General features: G+C 36.0%; 25 protein-coding genes. 17 read left to right on the plus strand and 8 right to left on the minus strand.

Going from position 1 to position 21,244, the window contains the following annotated elements; translation table 11 throughout:
- Positions 1-600: 600 nt before the first annotated feature.
- Both HNR27_RS04640 and HNR27_RS04645 read right to left on the minus strand, forming a co-directional pair.
- Complete coding sequence (locus HNR27_RS04640; RefSeq protein WP_429338923.1) at positions 601-1,596, minus strand: putative glycoside hydrolase; 996 nt, start codon at positions 1,594-1,596, stop codon at positions 601-603.
- 400 nt (positions 1,597-1,996) lie between these two features.
- Positions 1,997-3,994, minus strand: a complete 1,998-nt coding sequence (locus HNR27_RS04645) for a bifunctional diguanylate cyclase/phosphodiesterase (protein WP_429338924.1) — start codon at positions 3,992-3,994, stop codon at positions 1,997-1,999.
- A 371-nt stretch (positions 3,995-4,365) separates the two neighbouring features.
- Between HNR27_RS04645 and HNR27_RS04650 the strand changes: the two genes are divergently transcribed.
- Positions 4,366-6,036 carry a diguanylate cyclase domain-containing protein gene (locus HNR27_RS04650; RefSeq protein ID WP_429338925.1) on the plus strand — a complete coding sequence of 557 codons (1,671 nt, stop codon included), beginning with the start codon at positions 4,366-4,368 and terminating at the stop codon, positions 6,034-6,036.
- 11 nt (positions 6,037-6,047) lie between these two features.
- On the opposite strand, the gene HNR27_RS04655 is transcribed toward HNR27_RS04650, so the two are convergent.
- Both HNR27_RS04655 and HNR27_RS04660 read right to left on the minus strand, forming a co-directional pair.
- Positions 6,048-6,218 (minus strand): hypothetical protein, encoded by a 171-nt coding sequence (locus tag HNR27_RS04655; protein WP_212919078.1) that lies wholly within the window; start codon positions 6,216-6,218, stop codon positions 6,048-6,050.
- A gap of 105 nt (positions 6,219-6,323) precedes the next feature.
- Positions 6,324-7,439 carry an NAD(P)/FAD-dependent oxidoreductase gene (locus HNR27_RS04660; protein ID WP_429338926.1) on the minus strand — a complete coding sequence of 372 codons (1,116 nt, stop codon included), beginning with the start codon at positions 7,437-7,439 and terminating at the stop codon, positions 6,324-6,326.
- 168 nt (positions 7,440-7,607) lie between these two features.
- Between HNR27_RS04660 and HNR27_RS04665 the strand changes: the two genes are divergently transcribed.
- The gene (locus HNR27_RS04665; RefSeq protein ID WP_429338927.1) at positions 7,608-8,540 is read left to right on the plus strand and encodes a manganese-dependent inorganic pyrophosphatase; all 933 of its coding nucleotides are present in this window, start codon (positions 7,608-7,610) and stop codon (positions 8,538-8,540) included.
- 184 nt (positions 8,541-8,724) lie between these two features.
- Here the strand turns inward: HNR27_RS04665 and HNR27_RS04670 are convergent, their stop codons facing one another.
- Complete coding sequence (locus HNR27_RS04670) at positions 8,725-8,889, minus strand: hypothetical protein (RefSeq protein ID WP_429338928.1); 165 nt, start codon at positions 8,887-8,889, stop codon at positions 8,725-8,727.
- 91 nt (positions 8,890-8,980) lie between these two features.
- Positions 8,981-9,526 (minus strand): hypothetical protein, encoded by a 546-nt coding sequence (locus HNR27_RS04675; RefSeq protein ID WP_212919082.1) that lies wholly within the window; start codon positions 9,524-9,526, stop codon positions 8,981-8,983.
- Between the two features lie 600 nt (positions 9,527-10,126).
- Between HNR27_RS04675 and HNR27_RS04680 the strand changes: the two genes are divergently transcribed.
- The 10 genes from HNR27_RS04680 (at position 10,127) to HNR27_RS04725 (ending at position 16,839) form a co-directional block, all read left to right on the plus strand.
- On the plus strand, positions 10,127-10,276 hold the full coding sequence (locus HNR27_RS04680; RefSeq protein WP_212919083.1) for a small acid-soluble spore protein P: 150 nt from the start codon (positions 10,127-10,129) through the stop codon (positions 10,274-10,276).
- 115 nt (positions 10,277-10,391) lie between these two features.
- Positions 10,392-10,790: a large conductance mechanosensitive channel protein MscL gene (mscL, locus tag HNR27_RS04685; protein ID WP_212919084.1), complete on the plus strand. Its 399-nt coding sequence runs from the start codon at positions 10,392-10,394 to the stop codon at positions 10,788-10,790.
- Between the two features lie 12 nt (positions 10,791-10,802).
- Positions 10,803-11,588, plus strand: coding sequence for an MBL fold metallo-hydrolase (locus tag HNR27_RS04690; RefSeq protein WP_429338929.1), 786 nt, complete (start codon positions 10,803-10,805; stop codon positions 11,586-11,588).
- Positions 11,589-11,599: 11 nt separating this feature from the next.
- On the plus strand, positions 11,600-12,127 hold the full coding sequence (locus tag HNR27_RS04695) for a DUF4269 domain-containing protein (protein ID WP_429338930.1): 528 nt from the start codon (positions 11,600-11,602) through the stop codon (positions 12,125-12,127).
- Positions 12,128-12,291: 164 nt separating this feature from the next.
- Positions 12,292-13,278, plus strand: coding sequence for an ABC transporter ATP-binding protein (locus HNR27_RS04700; protein WP_429338931.1), 987 nt, complete (start codon positions 12,292-12,294; stop codon positions 13,276-13,278).
- Positions 13,256-14,029 (plus strand): ABC transporter permease, encoded by a 774-nt coding sequence (locus HNR27_RS04705; protein WP_429338932.1) that lies wholly within the window; start codon positions 13,256-13,258, stop codon positions 14,027-14,029. The genes HNR27_RS04700 and HNR27_RS04705 overlap by 23 nt, the downstream gene beginning before the upstream one ends.
- A gap of 92 nt (positions 14,030-14,121) precedes the next feature.
- Positions 14,122-14,685, plus strand: a complete 564-nt coding sequence (locus HNR27_RS04710) for a hypothetical protein (protein WP_429338933.1) — start codon at positions 14,122-14,124, stop codon at positions 14,683-14,685.
- A 102-nt stretch (positions 14,686-14,787) separates the two neighbouring features.
- On the plus strand, positions 14,788-15,201 hold the full coding sequence (locus HNR27_RS04715; RefSeq protein WP_429338934.1) for a CotD family spore coat protein: 414 nt from the start codon (positions 14,788-14,790) through the stop codon (positions 15,199-15,201).
- Positions 15,202-15,346: 145 nt separating this feature from the next.
- Positions 15,347-15,901 (plus strand): SLOG family protein, encoded by a 555-nt coding sequence (locus tag HNR27_RS04720; RefSeq protein ID WP_429338935.1) that lies wholly within the window; start codon positions 15,347-15,349, stop codon positions 15,899-15,901.
- Positions 15,902-15,945: 44 nt separating this feature from the next.
- Positions 15,946-16,839 carry a GNAT family N-acetyltransferase gene (locus tag HNR27_RS04725; RefSeq protein WP_429338936.1) on the plus strand — a complete coding sequence of 298 codons (894 nt, stop codon included), beginning with the start codon at positions 15,946-15,948 and terminating at the stop codon, positions 16,837-16,839.
- A gap of 66 nt (positions 16,840-16,905) precedes the next feature.
- Here the strand turns inward: HNR27_RS04725 and HNR27_RS04730 are convergent, their stop codons facing one another.
- Positions 16,906-17,775 (minus strand): glycoside hydrolase domain-containing protein, encoded by an 870-nt coding sequence (locus HNR27_RS04730; protein ID WP_429338937.1) that lies wholly within the window; start codon positions 17,773-17,775, stop codon positions 16,906-16,908.
- A gap of 171 nt (positions 17,776-17,946) precedes the next feature.
- Here HNR27_RS04730 and HNR27_RS04735 point away from each other — a divergent pair, with 171 nt between their 5' ends.
- The 3 genes from HNR27_RS04735 to HNR27_RS04745 are packed head-to-tail and all read left to right on the plus strand — an operon-like array spanning position 17,947 to position 19,919.
- The gene (locus HNR27_RS04735) at positions 17,947-18,657 is read left to right on the plus strand and encodes a class I SAM-dependent methyltransferase (RefSeq protein WP_429338938.1); all 711 of its coding nucleotides are present in this window, start codon (positions 17,947-17,949) and stop codon (positions 18,655-18,657) included.
- A gap of 11 nt (positions 18,658-18,668) precedes the next feature.
- Positions 18,669-19,160 (plus strand): NUDIX hydrolase, encoded by a 492-nt coding sequence (locus HNR27_RS04740; RefSeq protein WP_429338939.1) that lies wholly within the window; start codon positions 18,669-18,671, stop codon positions 19,158-19,160.
- A gap of 6 nt (positions 19,161-19,166) precedes the next feature.
- Complete coding sequence (locus HNR27_RS04745; RefSeq protein WP_429338940.1) at positions 19,167-19,919, plus strand: nucleoside phosphorylase; 753 nt, start codon at positions 19,167-19,169, stop codon at positions 19,917-19,919.
- A 180-nt stretch (positions 19,920-20,099) separates the two neighbouring features.
- Here the strand turns inward: HNR27_RS04745 and HNR27_RS04750 are convergent, their stop codons facing one another.
- A complete protein-coding gene (locus HNR27_RS04750; RefSeq protein WP_429338941.1) occupies positions 20,100-20,297 on the minus strand; it encodes a DUF4177 domain-containing protein in 198 nt (65 codons plus the stop codon).
- Positions 20,298-20,395: 98 nt separating this feature from the next.
- On the opposite strand from HNR27_RS04750, the gene HNR27_RS04755 reads away from it, so the two are divergent.
- Both HNR27_RS04755 and HNR27_RS04760 read left to right on the plus strand, forming a co-directional pair.
- On the plus strand, positions 20,396-20,722 hold the full coding sequence (locus HNR27_RS04755) for an HIT domain-containing protein (RefSeq protein ID WP_429338942.1): 327 nt from the start codon (positions 20,396-20,398) through the stop codon (positions 20,720-20,722).
- Between the two features lie 29 nt (positions 20,723-20,751).
- Positions 20,752-21,237, plus strand: coding sequence for an HIT family protein (locus tag HNR27_RS04760; RefSeq protein WP_212919097.1), 486 nt, complete (start codon positions 20,752-20,754; stop codon positions 21,235-21,237).
- The last annotated feature ends 7 nt before the right edge of the window (positions 21,238-21,244 follow it).

A 21,244-nucleotide genomic window follows, 5' to 3' on the forward strand; every position in this document is an offset into this window, starting at 1 on the left:
CGCGTAAAACTGTCTAATAGAACAAGTCTAATGGACACAAAAGAGCGGAAAAGCTGTAGACAGTCCAATAGAACCGCTCTAATAGACACAAAAGAGGAGAAACCGCGTAAAACTGTCTAATAGAACAAGTCTAATGGACACAAAAGAGCGGAAAAGCTGTAGACAGTCCAATAGAACCGCTCTAATAGACACAAAAGAGCGGAAACCCCGTAAACTGTCCAATAGAACCGATCTAATAGACACAAAAGAGCAGAGACCACGTAAAACAGTCCAATAGAACCGCCCTAATGGACACAAAAGAGCGGAAACCGCGTAAAACTGTCCAATAGAACCACCCTAATAGACACAAAAGAGTAGAAACCGCGTAAAACTGTCTAATAGAACCAGTCTAATGGACACAAAAGAGCGGAATCGCTGTAAAACAGTCTAATAGAACCGCTCTAATATGGACATAAAAGAGTAGAAACCCCGAAGAGCAGTCTAATAAACCAAGTGAACTTCAGTTTATTCGAATTGTCTTTTAGGAATAGTAACGCTAAGAGGCTGACTCTTACCAAAATAGCTATGTAAACCGCTGATTGCTCAGCGGTTGTTAAGTGGTTATTTAAAGGCTTCTACCGTGTAAACATTACCGGCATTCCAGATTAAATATTGGGTTATTCCTTGGTCGTGAAGGGCTTTAATTTGTTTTTGTACATCCTCTATGCTGTAGACACTTTTGTAGTCAAAGTCTTGAATCCAGGGGCGAATAACAGCTGCTTTTAAACCTTGGTTTTTTAGTTTGTTGTTGCGCATGTTTGCATCTTTCATGGCTTGAAGCATGATCTCGTATGGTGCACGGTCAGGGTTACTAATACCATAGGAACCCGGTGCATAGTGTGAAGGGTAGGTCATCGGTGAAATATAATCCACGTTTGGGGAGATGTTTTCCCAAATCTGTCCAATCCCCATATCGTTTGTTGCTGTCGTTACTAATCCAAAGATGTCTGCAGATACATAGACAGGTTCGTTTTTTAACTTATCATTTGAATATTTAAGAAAGGCGAGGATATTTTCTGCTTTAGATAGTCGGTCTGGATTGTCAAAGGATACTTCTTGATCCACTCTTTTACCATTTTCTGGGAATCGTATATAGTCATATTGGATTTCGTCGAAGCCACTGTCACTAACTTCTTGAGCAATTGAAGTAATATAGTCCCATACCTCTCTTTTATAAGGGTCTACCCATTTTGTCCCTGCTGCATCTTGCCATATGGTACCATTTTTTCTTTTCATGGCATAATCTCCTTTGTTTTCGGCAAGATAAGGGTCTTTGAATACAACAATTCGTGCAATAGTATATATACCTTCATCTTTGAAACGCTTTATGGTCTTTTTAAGGTCATTTATTGCTGGGTTACTATTTGAGCCAATTTCATTGGCTAATTCAATATTAGAATTATATGTTAGTTTCCCGTTGTCATCCTTAATATCGATGACTGCTGCATTGAGATTTGTACTTTTAATGAGATCAATATATTTTTGTACATTTTCTTCTCTTATCGAGGTACGATTAAGATATATGCCTTTAACATCGACCTTTTTCGGTTTTTCCACTGTTTTCCTTATTGGCTTTGATTTCATTTCATCAATACTTAAGGATTGTACATGCTTTGTCGTATTAATACCTGAAGTAAGGCTTCTGATGTTATTTTCCAGTTTTTCACTGGTGAAATTTAGGCTCTTCCCAATCGAGGTAGCATTCTTTATATGATTAGCTAATGCTGTGCTAGGAGTTGTAGTTTGCCCCTGTGGTGCACAACCAAGAAGTAAGACGAATAAAAGTAAAGTAAATATTTTTTTTGTCAGTTTAATCCCTCCCTTTGCTATTACGTTTTGTACATATGGCCTTTTTAATTCGAGTTATAAATTAGTAATTACGTGTGATTTTTCATATATAGAAATGTGTAAAAAAAGAAGGGCTACAGAAAGCGAAACAAAAGAAAAAAGCGAAGTATTATGTCTTCGCTTTTCCAATGGTTTCTATATACCACCTTTCAAATTCATTGATAGGAATAGGTTTGCTATAGAAATATCCTTGTCCATAAACGCCATGGGAGGATAGTAATTCAATTTGTTCCTTCGTTTCAATTCCTTCTACTACGACCTTTGTATTAATTCTTTTACCGATTTGGATAATTGCTTCAAGTAGTGACTTTACTCGGTTGTTCTTCAATGAATCATTTAGGAAGGAACGGTCGATTTTTAATTCATCGATTTTAATATTTCGGATCATACTTAAGGAAGAATATCCAATTCCAAAATCGTCTAGAGAAACACGTACACCAAGATTTCGTAATTCCAAGATATTATTCTTCGCATCTTCATAATATAGAAAAGAACTTTCCGTTATTTCTAATGTCAAATAATTTGGTTCAACCTCTTCTTCCAGCAAAATAGAACGGATACGGTCAATAAAGGTAGGCGCCATCAGTTGTCTAGTAGATATATTTACAGAAATTGGAAAAAGATGGATGTTCTTATTCTTGAATCGCTTAATATCCATACAAGCTTGACGGATTACCCATTCGCCAATAGGCATAATTAGTCCTGTTTCCTCTGCGATTGGAATAAATTCGTCAGGCGGAATATGTCCTAACTCACATTTCCAGCGAAGCAAAGCTTCTGCCCCAACCATTCGATAGGTTGAAATATCGAATTGTGGTTGATAATGAACAGTTAATTCATTATTCTCAATTGCTTTATGTAAATATGTTTCTAAAATCATTTTCCGCTTCATTTTTTTATTTAGTTCATCATTGTAGAACTGGTAATTATTTTTACCATTTTCCTTAGCAAGGAACATGGCAAAATCCGCTTTTTTGATTAAACTTTCTGCATTATCTCTATGGTCTATGTTCATACTAATTCCAATACTTGGTGTAGAAATGATTTCTATTCCATTTATTGAATATGGGGGAGACATTTCCTTAATAATTTTTTGGGAAAGATTCTCAATTTCGGCTAAGCTTCGGCCTTCGGCTAAAACTAAAAATTCATCTCCACTTTGGCGGGAAACCACATCACTAGGACGAAGAATTGTTTTTAAACGGTTGGCTATTTTAATGAGTAGTTCATCACCGACACTGTGTCCAAGTGTATCATTAACTCGTTTGAAATTATCAAAATCAATAAACATTACAGCTAATGGACGACCATATTTCTTGGAAGATAGTAATGCTGTATCTAAATAGTTCTGGAACCATTTACGATTAGTTAGTCCAGTTAATGAATCATAGTGTATCAGGTGATTCATTTTTTGTTCGGCCCTTTTTTGGTCCGTAACATCAAAAATGACTCCATCCACTCTTGAAACCGTCCCATCCTTTTCTACATATGGTGTTGCACGATCCTCTAACCAACGGATTTCACCATTGGCGTGATAAAAACGATACGTAATGGAGGTTTTCTTTCCCGCTTTTTGTTGCAGGTGAGCCTCTTGTATGATTTTTTTATCTTCTGGATGGACAACATCCATCCAGTGATTAGGATTCTCCTTTAGTTTTTCACTGGTTACACCATATATTTCTGCATAACCTTCAGAAAAGGTTTGCTCGTTTGTTTCAAGGTCCCATGTCCAAAACGTAATATCATTATTCTCAAATATTGTTTTTAACTGAGCTTCATTTGTTTTGATTTTCCATCCTAAAGTGCCAATAGATAAAGCGATAAATAATCCAATAACATATGGGAAAAGATTTTCAACAGATAATTCATTTGGCGATGATATGATTCCCATTATCATATAAACTCCACCAAGAATTATAAAAATGGTAATACCGCCAAAGATACCTCCATAATACGAAAATAATACAACCATGATAAGGCTTACATACCAATAGAAGCCCATCGTTTGAAGGGATGCATATTCTTCCATATAGATGGTAATTGCGATAACAAATATCCCAATGATCCAGAGAAACAATGGAACTTTTTTTATACTAAATGGACTCATAACGACTCACCTGTCAAAAAATGTCGAATTTGGTAGCTGCTACTAAGTAGTTTATCACAATTTTTAAAAAAAGAAAAAATACTATATAGAAGCAGAATTATTTTTCGTAAAATTTAAAAAGATGGAAAAGAGGATTTTGATGGAGCCCTCAGGTACCCAGCATAGGATGAAATTACAAGATAATAATCATTTTCAAAGGGAAGCACTTTAGATATAATATACTTTCCTCTTACGTTTACTAGCTTTTTCGTTATTTGTAGGTATTAAGTCCTATTGCTTTTGTAGGTATTTTTTAGTATTTTTTAACTATATTTTAGATATTCAGAATCGATTTTACATACCTTATTTTAAGAAATCGAGTGTGAGGGTAAATGAGAAAACAAAGGGATAACTTCTTAAATAATGTCCTCTTAAATGGAATTCAAGACATGGTTTATATCATGGAAGTGATAGAGGATAGCCATTTTGTCTATCATTTTATTAATCATGCTGTGAAAAGATATGCAGGTATTACGAACGAGGTTATTGGCAAATCCTTCGACGAAGTTTTGGATAAACAAAAAGCAAAGTTTCTATTTGAAAAATATCAAAAAGCTGTAGAAATAAAGGATCTCGTAGTATATGAAGACTTTTTCCCCTCTCCACTTGGTGAGGTACGATACGGTGAAAATGTTTTAACGCCACTTTTTGATGAAAATGGTAATTGTACACATGTGGTCACAGTTGTAAAAGATATAACAGAAAGAAGATTAGCAGAGAAAGCTGCTATAGTCGCACGTGAGCAGTTAAATGAGCAGAAACAGCGATATCAATCCCTTTTTGAATATAACATAGATGCAGTTATTGCGATTGATAGAGAAGGGGTGATTGTTACAGGGAATCGTTCATTAGAGCTAGTCACTGGTAATAGTATTGCTGATATAAGAGGGAAACTGTATACGAGCCTTGTCTTAGAAGAAGATATTCCTATCGTTGAAAAGTATTTTAATATTGCCATCAATGGTATTTTAGAAGAGTTTCATATGCGATTAAAGAATAGAGATGGGAAAAAAATTGAAACTGTTGTAAAGCTTACACCAATAATTGTTAATAATGAAACAGTCGGGATATATGCTATTTGTAAAGATATATCTGAGCAGATAAAAATGAAAAATAAATACACGGAAAGTGAAAATAAATTTGAAATTATTGCAGAAAACTCCGGTGATTTGATAACCATGCTTGATCAGTATGGCAAAATTTCTTATGTCTCACCATCCTATCGTGATGTCCTTCAGGCTAATCCAGAGGAATATATCGGGAGAGAATTTTATCATAATGTTCATCCAGAGGATATTGAGCATTTACTTCAATCCTTTGAAGTTTCCAAAACTACTGGAAAGCCATGGATTGCACAATTTAGACAAAAACATCAATCGGTTGGATGGATATGGTCTGAATTAAAGGGTTCTCCAGTGTATAACTATGTTGGAGAATTTAAGCAAATGGTTGTTCTTTCTAGGGATATATCTTCTCGTAAAAATTACGAGGAAAAATTGAAATACTTCGCATATCACGATTCGTTGACTGGACTTCCTAATCGCAGATATTTCGCAATGCAGCTTAAAGAAGCGCTAGATTTATTTGAGAAAAATCATGAAACCTTCGCGGTTATTATTATGGACTTGGACCGTTTTAAAGCGATAAATGATACATTTGGACATGATATTGGTGACAAAGCTATTTCTGAATTTGCATTGCGGGTTGCTAAACAAATACATCCAACTGATACACTTGCACGTCTTGGTGGAGATGAATTCGTCCTATTAGTAAGAGGTAGGACAGATGTGCAGGACGTAATCCAAGTTGCAGAGGATATTATTAAGGTAGTAAAAGATCCATGGTGTATCGAGAATGCACAATTTAATACGACTACTAGTATTGGAATATCCTTGTTAGCTGAGGATAGAGTAAATACTTATGAATCTTTGTTTAAGAATGCTGACCAAGCTCTTTATGAAGCAAAAAATGCAGGCGGTAATCAATATGCCATAAGAAGGTAATAGAGGATGCTTTACGAGGGATTATTCCCCCATAAAGCATCCTCTATGTGTGATGTATGAATTATAGTTTCTACTTTAGCTGTCTCTGTTTTACCGATAATCTGTTGTAGTAGAAAATAAGCAAACCCTAAAACCGCAATAACAAGCAGAATCATAATAACAACGATGAATTTACCTTTCAAATTTTTCACCCTCGATTCTATTAAATAAATAACTTGATATAAGCCTAGCAAATCTCTTTTTTCCTGGCAATTAGGAAAGTTCACTTCTACGTATGGAAGGTTGGTTTATTTAAAAAGTGCACCATGTACATCATAATCTTTTAGCTCTATGTCAAGTTTTTCACCTAATGCCAGCTTTGCTAGCTGAGTACCAACAAATGGTCCGGTGGTAAGACCTGATGAACCTAATCCATTAGCAAGCATTAATCCGCTTATTCCTTGAATTGTACCAATTACTGGCAGAAATTCAGGTGTGAATGGGCGAAACCCTACTCGTGCTTCAAGTATAGGGCTATCGGATAAGGAAGGCAATACCTCCAGTGCCTTTGATAAAATATCATGGATTCCGCCAGCTGTAATGCGCTGGTCAAAGCCAACATCATTTTCATGTGTTGCACCAATTACTAGTCGGTGTTTAAAAGGAACGATCGATTGACTTGTTGGAGGCATTAGCACTGGCCAATGATTTGCTTCCTCATTTTGTAATTCAAGATGTAAAAGCTGTCCCTTTTGTCCTCTCGCTTGAAAATGGATTCCAAGAGGTTGTAATAATTCTCCCATCCATGCTCCACAAGCAGCAATTACTGTCTTTGCTTCATATATGGTGTCATTTATATAGATTCCTTTGACACGTGAATTACTATGATAAAGGGTTGCATGGCCGTCAAGTAGCTCAGCACCATACTTTTTGGCAGCACGTAATAATGCATTTCGGAAAACACGTCCATCAACTCGTGCTGCTCCACTTATATGAATGGAGCTATAAGATTCATCAAGCAATGGGAATAGTTCTCTAGTTTGTTTCGGTGATAGTAGGGAAATTTCTCCTATTTCAGGGGCTTCCTCCTTTCTAGTAATCGCTCTCTCCTTCATCGCTAGTAACTTTTCTTCTGCATGATGAATGCTAAGGGCACCAACCTTTGCATAACCTGTTTCTATCTCACCATCTTCCTTTAGCTCTCGGACAATAGAAGGATAAATACGTGCACCATTTCTTGCAAGTGAATACCATTTTTTGTTTCTACGTTGTGATAGCCAAGGGCAAATTACACCGGCAGCGGCATCTGTAGCCTGTCCATTTCCAGATTGGTCAACTAGAAGTATGTCAGCACCACTTTTTGCGAGTTTATAGGCTGTCGTTGCTCCAAGAATTCCACCACCAACAATTATAAAATCTTTCATAGTCAAAATCCTCTTCAATAAAAATCTTCTATATTAACTATAAGAATTATTATTGAAAATGTAAAATTACTAGGTAAAACAATTTAATCTAATAAATTTTTATGGTAATCTTGTATCTGGATATAATGGATTATAAGCTATACATATAAAGGATAAAGGAGAATGAAGATGAGTAAAACACTAGTTTTTGGTCATAAAAATCCTGACACAGATACAATATGTTCAGCGCTCGCTTATGCTAACCTAAAAAATAAATTAGGTGTGAATGCTGAACCTGCACGTCTTGGTGAGGTTAATAAAGAAACCAACTATGCATTGACCTATTTTAATGTAGAAGCACCGCAACTTATTGATGCAGTCCCAGCGGATGTTGAACAAGTTATTTTAGTCGATCATAATGAATTTCAACAAAGTGTAAGTAATATTAAGGATGTTCGAATTTCAGAGGTTATCGATCATCATCGAGTATCTAATTTTGAAACAAAAGAACCACTTTATTTCCGTGCTGAACCAGTTGGCTGTACAGCAACCATCTTATACAAAATGTATAAGGAAAATGACATTGAAGTAACAAAGGAAATAGCTGGTCTACTCTTATCTGCCATTATTTCTGATTCTCTATTACTTAAATCTCCAACCTGTACACAGGAGGATGTTGATGCAGCCCATGAGCTTGCTGATATAGCTGGTGTAGAACTAGAAAAGTACGGACTAGATATGTTACAAGCAGGAGCCGATTTAAGTGATAAATCAGCTACCGAATTAATCTCGATGGATGCAAAAGAATTTGCAATGGGTGATGCAAAGGTTGAAATTGCTCAAGTAAATACGGTAGATGCTAGCAAAGTTTATGAGCTTCAAGCAGAATTAGAAGAAGTAATGGATAAAGCAATTAATGAAAAAGGATTAGATTTATTCCTCTTTGTTGTAACAGACATTATAAACAATGATTCTGAAGTATTAGCACGTGGTAAGGGTTATGAAAAGGTAGCAGATGCATTTGGTGTAACACTTGATAACAGTCATCGTGCATTATTAAAAGGTGTTGTATCTCGTAAAAAACAAATCGTTACTGCATTAACTGACGCTTTTACAAAATAATAGTCAATAATAATCGCCTCCATATCCATGGGGGCTCTTTATGTTGGAAGTAGAACAGACTTATTTATTTGGAGAATAGGGAAGGGTATATTTCTTTCACTAAATAATAGAAGAAGCTATAAAATTAATATAAATAGCCTTGGTGTAAACCAAGGCTAAATTAATAGGAGAGAGGGTTCAGTTGTTATTGTTTTCTTATACGATTAATTAGGCTGACAATGGAATGGTTTGTTTTTGAAGATTTTCTTACAGGTGTTATTTGATAACGCATACTGTTCGCATTTTGACTCAGTTTAGCTTGCATTTGTCGTATTGATTCAGCTACCTTTTGTTTTGCTTCTTCTAACATTTAAAAAACCTCCTTTCTAAAATTATCATATGAAAGGAGGTAGTACTTGCTAGTGTGTTTCTATTATTTCTATTTAAATTGATTGAAATAGTTACTTGTTATCCTTCATTAGTTTAGACATTATTTCTGTCATCTCAGCTAGTTTCTTTTCATCACTCATCACTTCCTGCATCATCTCCATGGCTGTTTGCTTCATTTCAGGGTTATTCATCATCTTCTTAAATAAATCATTCACATCGCCATTTTCCCCTAAATTTTTAAATAGGTCATTTAGGTTACCATTCTTCATCGCATTTAACACTCCTTTAATAGGTATTTTTTTAAGCAAATTTCTTGTAGAATGAAGTACCTTTTTTGTAAATTCCTTTCCTTTCTCTGAATTTATTAGATTGATAATGCTCTGGATTTTATCCGAAAAATCAGAATTAATATCTTTGTTCTGCCATTCTATACGAATTTGCTCAAATAGGTTATCTAGAGGCTTTCCCTGATTATTGTTGTTCATTTTCGATAAAATTGGACTTGTCATTGGTTTTCCTTTCGGTTGGATAGTATCCTCCTCTGTGGAATCGATCTGGTTAGCCTTTGCCCGACGATATTTTCCGGCAGCGGTATTTTTAAAGGAAATCTGCTTCATGAAAATCACCACCTTTGTTAACAGTACTTTCTTTACATTGGTACGTATAAAGGTCTCCATTGGTAAGTGTGTAAGTCTATTTTTAATATTAAATATATGCTTGCCTACTAGAAGTAAAGTTAATAGGTTATCAAACCTATTGAAGATAACCATTTTTTAATAGAGAAGTTATTTCGTCCAAACTGAATGAAAAGAGTTACATAATGTATTAATGTGAGGCCTCATAGTAAAGCTATAGGAGGTGTTTGTAGATGCTAGCAGCATTTGTATTGCTATTCGTATGGTTCGTTATCTTTACACCGATTATCCTATTGATTGCGCTTCTTGCAGCTTTAACTTAAATCAATAGATAGGGTCCGACTAACCATTTATAACTCCAACATTTATTGGTAGTAGCTATCATTTGATAGCTACTACTTTTTTTAGTAGGTGCGAGTCGAGTCGTATATGAATGGTAAATATCATTATAGAAATAGCTATATTTTGATATAAGGTAAGGGTGTAGCATCATGTAACCAATTCAAAATGTATTGCTAACTGCGAATGAATAAATTTTCCTGACCACACAACACTAACAACATACCTGAAAGGAGGGACATAATGAGTAGACCAAAAGGACCAAAACAACAAAAACAGCCGAATCTTCCTTTAGGGCCAGAAATGCCTTATGGAGAAGGATTAGACGGCTCAAAAAAAGTAAAGAATAAAAATCATTCCCGCCAAAATCATAATCCACACCATGATATGTAAAACCTTAAGAAGGCAGTCTTTAGACTGTCTTTTTACTTTTATGCCATTTTTTAATTGATTCCATTAATAGGTTAACCTATTATGAGAACTATACTGATGAAAAGGGATTGGTAGAATGAAAAAATTTTGGGAAGAGTTTAAGACATTTGCAATGAAGGGAAATGTACTAGATTTAGCTGTTGCTGTAGTGATAGGAACAGCTTTTAGTGCTATAGTTAATTCCTTGGTGGGAAATATTATAACTCCACTTGTTGGAATCCTATTTAATGGAATTGATTTCAGCAATGCAGTATGGACGATTCGCGGTGTAGCTATCCAATATGGAATATTTATACAGTCTGTATTTGATTTCTTTGTAATTGCTTTATCTATTTTTATTTTTATTCGTGTATTAGAAAAGTTTAGGCATAAAAAGAAGGAAGAAGAAACAGAAGAACCTAAAGTAGATCCAAAAGAAAAGTTATTGGTAGAAATTCGTGATATTTTACGAGAACAAAATGAAAACAATAAGTAAAGGGGAATTGTTATGGTAGAAATTCACCATCCGTGGTTCACTGTCGAGGAGATTGATTCAACAACCTATGCAATTAGTGAATATGGTCATTGGGAAAAAGTGCATTCATTTTTATTAATTGGAAACGAGAAAGCAGCTTTAATTGATACAGGATTAGGAATAGATAATATGAAGCAAATAACGGATCAATTGACGGATTTGCCCATTGTGGTCATCACCACACATGTTCATGCTGATCATATTGGAAGCCATAGGGAATACGATACGATTCTTGTTCATGAAGCCGAGGAGGATTGGCTTATCAATGGGATTAAGGGCTTAAGTATCGAACAGATAAGAAAAGATATTGGACGTGATATAACAAAACCTACTCCTAGTAGCTTTCATCCGCATACATACACACCTTTTACTGGAATACCAACTGCTTTATTAACCGACGGTGACTTAATTGATTTGGGTGATAGGCTACTCACCATTTTTCATACACCAGGGCATTCGCCAGGTCACATTTGCATTTTAGACAATGACCGTGAGTATTTATTTACTGGAGATTTACTTTATACTGGGACGCCAATCTACGCATTTTATCCTACAACTGATCCAGAAGCATTAGTGAACTCCTTGGAGCGTATTTCCTTATTACAGGTTCAGCGCGTTTTTGGTTCGCATAATGAACTAGGACTTGATCCAAGTATTTTACTTGAGGTACAGTCGTTAATTCAGGATCTTCGTGAAAAAGATGTTATTCGACATGGAACAGGTATCCACGAATTTCAGAGGATAAGTGTGCGATTTTAAAGGAGATAATTATGTTTGATTCCTTAGAAGCATTAAGGACGGGAAATGATGTACAAAAAGGAGTATATACGGCAATTATCGAGCTAGATGTAATAAGAAAATTGGCCATTTATAATCCATTTGTTTGTGGAACATTTCCAATCAATATTTATACGTTGCAATCGGATGTAGATATTATCATGGAAGTTCATGACTTCGAGCAATTTAAAACAGACTTAATAGTTTACTTCGGAGATAAAAATCAATTTCGGATTAAAGAAAAGAGGATTCGTGGTAGAAAAGTAATAAAAGCAAATTTCTCCTTTCAAGGCTTTGCTTTTGAATTATTTGGTCAAGCTCAAGCTGTAGAAGAACAATATGCTTATCTTCATATGGTAATTGAACATAGGCTATTACAACAGTATCCGGAAAAGAGAGAAAACATTATAAAGCTGAAGTTAGATGGAATAAAGACCGAGCCCGCTTTTTGTATAGCCTTTGATATAGAAGGTGATCATCCATATGAAGACTTAATTTTTTATGGGAAGGGTCTTGGCTAAATTTAATAATGATTTCCTATTTCAGAATGGCAATGGTTTGCCATTCTTTTTTTAATTATCTGTTTTCTCCGTCTCTAGACTGAAACTTTTTCAAACTAAGGGCTGTAGAATGAAAAATTGATAAAAGGTACACTATGATTAGAAAATGAGAAGGGATGAGAGAAATGGCTGTACCAATAGTTGAGGTGAAAAACCTTAAAAAGTCATACAAAAAGCGGAAAACAAAAGAATACATAACAGCAGTAAATGATATTTCATTTACAGTAAATAAAGGGGAAATCTTAGGTCTTCTGGGGCCGAACGGGGCAGGAAAGACCACCACTATTAAGATGATCTGTGGCTTAGTTGTTCCTGATAGTGGAGCTATTACGATCAATGGAATTGATAATCAGTCAAAAAGACTTCGTGCTCAGGAGCATATTAGTGCTGTTCTAGAAGGAAATAGGAATTTATATTGGCGGCTAACCGTTCGAGAGAATATGGAGTATTTTGCTGGTAATCGTGGGAAATCAAGAAAAGAGGTCACTAGTCAAATTGAGGAATTGTTACACCAGTTTCGTTTGAAGGATAAAGAAAATGAAATGGTTAATCGACTATCTCGAGGAATGCAGCAAAAATTGGCTATTGCGGTAGCGATGCTTGCAGGAAGTGAAGTTATTTTACTAGATGAACCGACACTTGGTTTAGATATAGAAACAGGATATGAGGTTCGTGAATTACTCCGTGAAATTGTGAGGGAGCAAAAGAGGACAATTATTATTACCTCACATGATATGGATGTTATTCAGGATTTATGTGAGCGTACTGTGATCATTAATAGTGGAAAAGTTGTAACGAATGATCGAGTGGAAAATCTGATGAAACTATTTGAAGTAAGGGCATATGTAATTAAACTTGATGGGCATTTGAGTGAGGAGCAGCATCATCTGCTCTTAGAAAAATTCCCTCATCTAGTTTATACACCTGATACCTTCCAATCTACATTAGAGGTCGAGTTAACACAATCTCAAGACATTTATGAACTATTTGATGTACTGAAGCTAGAACAAATTCCAGTGGATACAATTGACCGAAAGACAATTAATTTTGAACAAGTGTTTATGAAGATAGTGAAGGGAGAGACACAGGATGCGGTTTCTGAACGTGCTTAGTGCCAATATTCGAAGAGAATTTATCTTATTGAAACGGTACTTACCGAATACGATTGCAATGCTTGTAACCTTTTATGTCATTTTCATTGGGATGTTTTTTGGAATTTCACTAATTGGAGATCCTACAACACAAGATGCAAATATCCAGTATGTCATTGTTAATTATATTTTCTGGTTTTTAGCGATGCTTGTCGTAAACGATATTGGTTGGCAGATTACAAACGAAGCAACACAAGGAACATTAGAGCAGTTAGGCATGTCACCAATGGGGATATGGAGAATTATGCTTTCAAGGCTTTTATCTACTACAATCGTTGAGTTTATAATAATTATTGGGCTTTTATATTTAAGTATGTTTACAGCTGGTCAGTGGTTAAACATTGATGTACTATCAATTTTACCAATACTAATTTTAACGTTAATTAGTATGTTTGGCTTGGGCTTAATTATTGCAGGCTTCACCATGATTATTAAGCAAATACAGGCATTCTTACAAATTTTGCAATTCTTACTAGCAGGTTTAACCTTTGTGCCATTATCGGTAGCTCCATTCTTAGCATTTTTTCCATTTGTAAAGGGAGTTGACATGGTAAGAGAGGTCATGATCAATGGCACTACCATTACCGAATTTGGTGTTGGTGATATTTCTATTTTAGTGTTCAATGGATTATTTTACTTTGGGATAGGACTATTTATTTTCTTACGTTGTGAACGCTATGCAATGAGTAAGGGCTTACTAGCACATTATTAAGGTTTACGATGGTATTCGGTCAACGACTAATACCATCTTTTTTTGAATCATTTTTCGTAATAGTTTCGTCATAGTTAAAGAGGGGAACATTGATGAAAATGATTCGTTTATATACTATTTTAATCCTTGTCACGGTAATAGTATTGTCTATTCCAGTGACTAGCTCAGGATGCTCATGTGCGGAAAAGCAATCTGTTGAAGGTGAGTTCATGCAGTCTATGGCTGTTTTTCGAGGAGTGGTTATCGGAATAAAAGATACTAGCAATTCTAAAAGGGTTCTATTTGATGTATTCGAGAATTGGAAAGGTGCTAATCAATCACAAATCATTATTCAGACAGGACTCCGAGGTGGGGATTGCGGCATTGACTTTCAAGTAGGTGAGGAATATTTAGTCTATGCAAGCGAACAGTTATTATCTGATTCTGACAATTATTTGTCGACTGGTATATGTGATAGGACCATAGCTGTACAATCCGTTGAAAATGATTTTGATATTTTAGGCCAAGGTATGTCTCCAACCAAAGATGTGGAATTGGAGAAAGAATTTAATAGGGTTTTTCCTGAGTGGATGGTAACAGGATTTTGGACATTTGTTAGCTGTTTGGGAATTGTTGGTGTTTGGGCAATCTGGAGCATCAGAAGAAAAGCGAAATAAAAATCTCAGCGAATTTCCTTAAAATTAGGTTATTGTCTGATACAAGTATCCGTCACTTGTCATAGGTTAATAGTGAACTTATCACAAGAAAGGGGAAACCATATGAGACATCGTTGTGGTCCACATTGTGGATGTAAGAAAACCATTGTTCATCCAACTATATGTAATGTCGTACAAAATTGCACCGAAGAATTTGTTGAGCATATCCATCCTTCTCATACAACTGTAATGAATCATCATCATATTCATAACCAACATGTATTCCCACACTCCACATCTGTTGTGAATACAGTTGATAGTTCTAATTCATTCGGAGGAGCGTTTGAAGTTCCATCTAGTCCAGGAGTAATGGGACCAGGAGTAGGACCAGGAATGCTGGGTCCTGGAATAGGTCCAGGCATGGGTGTAGCACCTGGAACTGCAGGAATGATGGGTCCGGGGATGGGCCCTGGGGGAATGATGGGTCCAGGCATGGGATTCGGCCCTACAGGTGTAAATCCAATGCTAGGAGGATAACTTCCTTGAAAAAGAGTCGACTATGGAGTCGGCTCTTTTTCATTGCTGTTTCCATCATAAAAAATGATATTTGAGGATAAAGTTTTATAAAAGTATGGGATAATGTATGTATTAGTTATTCTTGAAAAAGGATGTGCAATTCCCAATGAAGGTACTATCTGTTACTGGGTATAAGCCAAGGGAAATAAATATTTTTAAAGAAAATGATCCTAAGATTGCTATTATAAAGGCAGCGATTAAAAAACGATTAATCGGATTCATAGAGGAGGGATTGGAATGGATTCTTCTTTCCGGGCAAATGGGAGTGGAGCTATGGACAGCTGAGGTAGCATTGGAATTAAAGGAGCAGTATGATATTCAAATTGCTCTCATCCCACCCTTTGAAAATCAGGATGAGCGTTGGCCGGAGGATTTAAAATTTAAATACGAGGAACTGACGATGGTAGTGGATTTTTACCAGCCTCTGTACAAAGGTGAATATAAGGGACCATTTCAATTTCGCGCCAAAAATAAATGGTTGGTGGAAAAGAGCGATGGTTGCCTAATTTTAATCGATGAAGAATATCCAGGTAGTAATCGGTTTTTTTATGAAGAAGCAAAAAAGGCGAATAAGGATTACCCGATATTTTTGATAACCCCAATGGACTTAGATGATATGGTGGAAGAGCTGCGGATGGACGATCCGGATTATTGGAATTAGAAAGAATCATTTATATCGGAATAAAAATAAGGGAGTTGAGGTATATGAAGAAATTTCCTGTTCTTTATACCGCTAGATTGAGATTAATAGAAATTCATCAAGAATTTGCAAACGATATTTACGATATTCTCTCTAATGATGAAGTCACCAAATATTACGGTCGTAATAGCTTGAAATCGTTAGAGGAAGCAGAAGCAATAATTGATCACTTTCAATTAATTTTTGAAGAGGGTCGTGGGATGCGATGGGGCATTGCTTTGAAAGAGGATGATCAATTGATTGGAACTATTGGTATACATAATTATGTTCCTGGTATGAAAAGGGCTGAAATAGGATTTGAACTTCATCCAGAATATTGGAGAAAAGGAATTTTAACAGAAGCGCTTACTAGGGTTTTAGAATATTGCTTCATAGAGTTAGATATTTATCGTATCGGGGCAATTACTTATCCGGCGAACGATGCGTCCAATGGACTATTAAAAAAGGCGGGGTTTAAAGAAGAAGGAATTCTCCAAGGCTATCTTTATCAACATAATCAACATAATGATGCCTACGTACTCTCCTTATTAAAGCCAGAGTGGAGGAAGAAAAAGTATGAGCAGGATGCTCCTATTTCGTATACAGACCATTTAACAGAGATTGTTAAACGTTCAGAAGCAGCCGGTGATTTTGATAACCTCCCTGGAAAAGGAAAACCTCTTGATCTCGGCCCTAGCTTTCTAAACCCATCAGAGGCACAGCTGTATAAAACCTTAAAGGATAATCATGTTCTTCCAAAATGGGTTGAACTTGCCAATGAGATTGATAGATTGAAGGAAGGATTGATGGGGTTAGAAGGTAAAGATAGACGATTACTAATTAAAGAGATTAATAAAAAAATCAAAGCATATAACTACGCCTGCCCGCCCTCCTTGCAAAAAAACAAGGTGAGTGATTAAGGAACTAGTCTTAGACTAAGTCTGGTTTAAATGAAAAAGAAAAGAGTGGGTACAAACCCACTCCGACTACCATAGAACTTCGAGTATATTTCCGATAAATAGGTTTGTGTCAATATTGCAGGTTTTTCCTTCGATTGCGTATTGCCAGCCGTAGAGTTTGGAATTTTCTGGTCCTTGTGGATCATATTTTGGAGCGTCTTCCTTTGTGGTGATTTCTGCTTGAGGATAGGCTGTCCATACAATGGTATTCTCTTGTGCTTCCTTATCCATGGAATTGTAAGCTTTTAATAGATCACTATCTTTATCAAAAACTCCGTATACTGCCGGTTGATAGCTTGAGTCTGCTAGTGTTGTATACCAGCCTTGAATGAATTCTGCATCAACTGGATAATTTGGTTCAATATCTAAAAAAATAGCCACACCTTTTGGTACACCAAGCTTATTTGCCATAGCGATAGCATTTTTCGCATGTTCCACTCCGTTATCATGACCAGTTGCGTCTTCTACATGGTTGTAAACGATAAGGATTTTAATATTAGATTCATGCAAAAGTTTTACTTCATTACTGTCTAAGCCAGCGGAAACACCTTCTTTGTCTCCAAGATAGCGTCCCCATATAGTCGGTTTTCCATAGTTGTCAATAACACAGCCGAGGAAATCACTGTCGGTATACGTTGCAGAATCAACACCCCAATGAATTTCATCACTTTTATCATCTTGTTTGTTATCCTTATCTAAATTTTCTTTATCATTGTTTTTAGTAGCATCTTCCTTATTTTTGCTTTCTCTTCCTTCTACATTATTTTCTTTTTCCGCTATTTCGGAGTTTTGAGCTTTATGAGTTGTTTCCTGTGGCGTATAAAAGAAGTGAAGCAGGATGGGGATGGTAATAATAATCACCAAGCTTATCAGGGTAAAAAGTTCGTACTTTCTCATAGTTAAACCTCCCTTCTTCCCCTATAGCAGTGTATTTCTGGAAGGGACGATAGGTGTGGGCAATCTTCGAAAACAGCTCTAACTTATTGGAACTTTACTGCAGGAAAAGGGATAAAATTGTCGAAATAAATAGATAGAGGAAGAAATAAAACATAGAAGAGGAAATGCATAATGAATCGAATTGACCATATACGTAAAGAGGAAAAAGCTTATCACGATTTTTGTTATGACAACTATACTTTATTTGAAGGTGGATCTTGGTTGCATAAACCAGTCAGTACAGTTGTTGAATTATTGCCATTGTTTGCTAGCTATAAGAGGGTGAATGTTCTTGATTTAGGTAGTGGGGTAGGACGTAATAGTATTCCAATCGCGGAATGGATTCGAGAGGCGGATGTATTAGGCAAGGTTGTTTGTGTTGATTTGTTAGATTCGGCAACGGAAAAGTTAAGAACTTATGCTAAACAATTTCATGTTTCGACGCTTATTGAACCAATCAAATCCACGATTGAAAGTTATTACATTAAGAAAAGTGCGTTTGATTTCATTGTAGCTGTTTCAAGCCTAGAGCATGTAGAATCTGAAGTCGCACTGCATACGGTATTAAAAGACATGGCAGCTGGAACTAAGTCTGGAGGGATTAATTGTATTATTATTAACTCCGACCTTGAAGAAATTGATGTGGAAACTAGTAAAAAACTAGATGTAAAAGTGGAAGTGAATCTTTCCACTGAACAAATGAATCACATTTTAGAAAATAACTATAAAGGATGGACCGTATTAAAAAGTCTTGTGAAGCAATTAGAGTATAAGATTACTCGAGGTGAACGTGAGATATTGCTGAGAACGAAAGCCATCACCTATGTCGTAAAGAATAATTAGGAGCGGGTAGTATGGAGTCCATTTATGTAGATTGGGGCAATTCAACAGTTAAACTAACCTGGCTACGAGATTTTCAAGCTCCGCGAGAGTTAGTGACTAGTGCTCATGGTTTTTGCTTTCATGAGGGAAAGGTAATGCTAGTTGATTTAGACAATCGGGGGTGGGATATTCCAGGTGGACATGTAATGCCAGGTGAGACCCCAGAGGATGCCTTTAAACGTGAAGTGATGGAAGAGGGATATGTCGAGGGCGACTGTTTCTATTTAGGTGCTATTGAGGTAAACCATCGTGAGAACCCTAACTGGGATGGCTTGAGTCCATATCCAGTAGTTGGTTATCAAGTGTTCTACCGCATGGATATACATGTTATTTATACATTTAAGGCAAGGTATGAATCTAGTAGAAGGGCATTCATTAAACCATGTGATGTAAAAAGCTACTATAAGAATTGGCATGAAATCTACAAACATATCCTAGCTTATGCGCAATTAAAAGGAGAATGACAGACAATGAAACTATATGGGGACTTTACGAAAGAGGACTGGAAGAAATCATTAAAAATAGAGGAAAAATATATTCCTGAAACGTTTATTTTACATGGAGAATGGGAGCATCATGAAAATCTATTACTATGGAAAAATATTTTAGCTAATGATCAATGGCTACCTGAATGGAATACAGTAATAGGGGATCATCATGAGAGAAAAGTAGGTTTTTCTAATGTGTTTGGTGGACCATCTGCGGCTATTACTGCCCATCTCTTTGGAACATTAGGGACGGAGAAGTTCATTCAAACGGGCTATTTCGGCGGATTATCTCGTGATGTAAACTATGGAGATATTTTAATCGTTACAGGTGCATATATGGAAGATGGTGTATCCCAGTGGTATTCTCCAGGGGATACAATGGTATATGCAGATCATGATTTAATAGAAGCCGCTATAGGTTTCTGTGAGAGGAAGGGGTACCAATATGTGACAGGTTCTGTTTTCTCAACGAGTGCCATGTACATGGAAACAGCAGAAATTGTAAAAGGCTGGTCCGAGGACGGCCATTTTGGTGTCGATATGGAAACAGCAACTACCTTTGCCATTGCTAAATACTTTAAGAGAAGAGCAATTGGACTATTAAATTTATCTGACCATATCATAAACGGGGATACCTTCTATTCGACAACGGAGGAAATTAGTCAAATAATGGATGAGACAGATAGACGAATAAGGGAGTTGGCTTTATATTTATCCACATTAGACCTTTCATAGGAATTTTAAGGGAAGAAGCATTGTTCCCAGTAATAAAAAACACTAGAAGCCTATTATTCTACTATATATAATAAGGACAAGTAGGAGTCAAAATTATAGACTCCTACTTGTCCTTATTTATTTCTATTAAAGCTAGCTTCGATAAATGAGGAAAGGCTACCCTACTATATTTACTATCCGCTATTCAACTTTTCTTTTAAAAACTAATTGGTTACATGCAATAGAAATACTATCGTTAGAATCTCCTGCGTTTGGAATGATGGTAACCAATTCCCACCCATCTCTTCCGTATTCATTTAATTCTTGTTCAAACTCTTCGCGGTCTGCAGTGTTGATTGATAGAGTCCAAGTCTCAACTAGGTATTCCCATTTGATCAATGATATCCCTCCAAAAGATGATTTTTGCTTTAATTTCCATTTTATCATATCCTAAATATTATAATATTTTAAAATCATTTTAACAGGGGGACATTATATTGACTAACGACTTTTATTGTGACGAAGTACTTAGCGGAAATACTATAGTAGAAAAAGTGCACGAAACTGAAAATGTTTTGGCTTATTATCACACTCGACCTGCATATGATGTTCATATTGTCGCTATTCCCAAAAAGCATATTCCTTCTTTAACGAACATTGAATTAGAGGATCAGGCTATTTTATTCGAATTAATAAAGGTAATCCAAAAGGTAGCAGCAGAAGTTGAGAAGAAATATGGTGCATGTCGGGTAATTACAAATTTAGGAGAGTATCAAGAATCGAAACATTTGCATTGGCATATTGTTTCTGGAAAGAGAAAATAATTCGTAATAACGAAGAAAGGGACTAACAAATGGTAAGAATCATAAAATTGTCTAATGGTGAAACCGTAGAAGTAGAATGTCTAAGCTGTGAAATTGTAAGTGGCGCAGTCCAACCTGATGGAGGAGTAGTGGTGGAAACGGAATTTTTTCACGCTCATCAGGATGTCGCATACCCAATTAAAGGGTTAGTCATATTAGCATCCAAGCGTCATTTTACCACTATGGATGAAATGTCCGAGGAAGAACAGCTTGATTATATTCATTTACTAACTAGAATTAGGAGAGCACAGCGTGAAATTTTAGGAATCGAGAATGTCTATTACTTCTATAATGAAGATACTACCCATCATTTTCACACGTGGATGGTACCAAGATATAAATGGATGTATGAATTCGGCCGTTCCGTAGAATCAGTGAGACCCGTTCTTCTTCATGCAAGAAATCATATGAACAATAAAGAAAATGTTCACGAGGTTAAACAAGCGATCCAAGCTCTACAGAAAGCATTAAATTAAGGCTGGA

Origin of the sequence: Ornithinibacillus bavariensis (genome assembly GCF_050433565.1) — a bacterium.
Taxonomy (GTDB): Bacteria; Bacillota; Bacilli; order Bacillales; family Amphibacillaceae; genus Ornithinibacillus; species Ornithinibacillus bavariensis.